General features: G+C 65.7%; 1 protein-coding gene. It reads left to right on the top strand.

Annotated features, from left to right (window positions below; translation table 11 throughout):
• Nucleotides 1–48 precede the first annotated feature (48 nt).
• Complete coding sequence (locus ACFW01_RS38390) at nt 49–1,341, top strand: IS256 family transposase (protein ID WP_234961998.1); 1,293 nt, start codon at nt 49–51, stop codon at nt 1,339–1,341.
• The last annotated feature ends 39 nt before the right edge of the window (nt 1,342–1,380 follow it).

The following is a 1,380-nucleotide window of genomic DNA, read 5'->3' as shown; positions in this document are numbered from 1 at the left end:
GGGACTGTAAATCGTTCGGTGTAACTCCCGATCATGGAGGATGCATCGATGACCAGTGAGAACGTGGCTGAGCCCGAGGCCGTTGAGCCCTCGAAGAGGGTGCCGGCGAAGGCCGTGGACGACCAGTTGATCGACGAGCTGGTGGGTCGTGCCCAGGCCGAGGGCCTGCAGTTGACCGGCGCAGGCGGGCTGCTGCAACAGCTGACCAAGCGGCTGCTGGAGTCCGCCCTGGATGGCGAGATCACCGATCACCTCGGCTATGACAAGCACGATCCGGCGGGCAAGAACGGCGGCAACTCCCGCAACGGCAAACGCTCCAAGACGGTGCTCACCGATGTCGGCCCGGTGGAGATCACTGTGCCCCGCGACCGCGACGGCTCCTTCGAACCGAAGATCGTCAAGAAGCGGCAGAAGCGCCTGACCGGCGTCGACGAGATGGTCATCTCGCTGGCCGCGAAGGGTCTGACCACCGGTGAAGTCCAGGCCCACCTGGCCGAGGTCTATGGCGCCGAGGTCTCCCGCCAGACCATCTCCACCATCACCGACAAGGTGCTGGAAGGCATGGCCGAGTGGCAGAGCCGACCCCTCGACCCGGTCTATCCGGTCGTCTTCATCGACGCCATCCACGTGAAGATCCGCGACGGTGCGGTCGCCAACCGGCCCATTTACGTGGCCCTGGCCGTCACCACCGAGGGCCGGCGGGAGATCCTCGGGCTGTGGGCCGGGGACGGCGGCGAGGGCGCCAAACACTGGCTGCACATCCTCACCGAGATCAAGAACCGCGGCGTCAGCGATGTACTGATGCTGGTCTGCGACGGGCTCAAGGGCTTGCCCGAGGCGGTGGAGACCGTCTGGCCGCGGACCATCGTGCAGACCTGCGTTGTGCACCTGCTGCGGAACTCTTTCCGCTATGCCGCCCGCCAGGACTGGGACAAGATCGCCCGTCTCCTCAAGCCCGTCTACACGGCGGCGACCGAGGAAGCCGCCCTGGAACGGTTCGCCGAGTTCGCCGACGCCTGGGGCGGGAAGTATCCGGCGATTGTGAAGCTATGGGAGAACGCGTGGGAGGAGTTCACCCCATTCCTGCGGTTCGACACCGAGATCCGCCGCATCGTCTGCACCACCAACGCGATCGAGTCGGTCAATGCCCGTATCCGCCGGGCGGTCAAGGCCCGCGGCCACTTCCCCAACGAGCAGGCCGCCCTGAAATGCGTCTACATGGCGATCATGTCTCTCGACCCCACCGGTAAGGGCCAGGCTCGCTGGACCATGCGCTGGAAGACCGCACTGAACGCCTTCGACATCACCTTCGACGGCCGCCTGACGGCGGCCCGCCAGTAACCCCAACCACCCTGGTTACACCGCTCGTTTGACAGACCC

The organism is Streptomyces sp. NPDC058985, assembly GCF_042740985.1.
Taxonomy (GTDB): Bacteria; Actinomycetota; Actinomycetes; order Streptomycetales; family Streptomycetaceae; genus Streptomyces.
The sequence above is the reverse complement of the archived record's forward strand: the minus strand, read 5'-3'. Positions and strand labels throughout refer to the sequence as shown.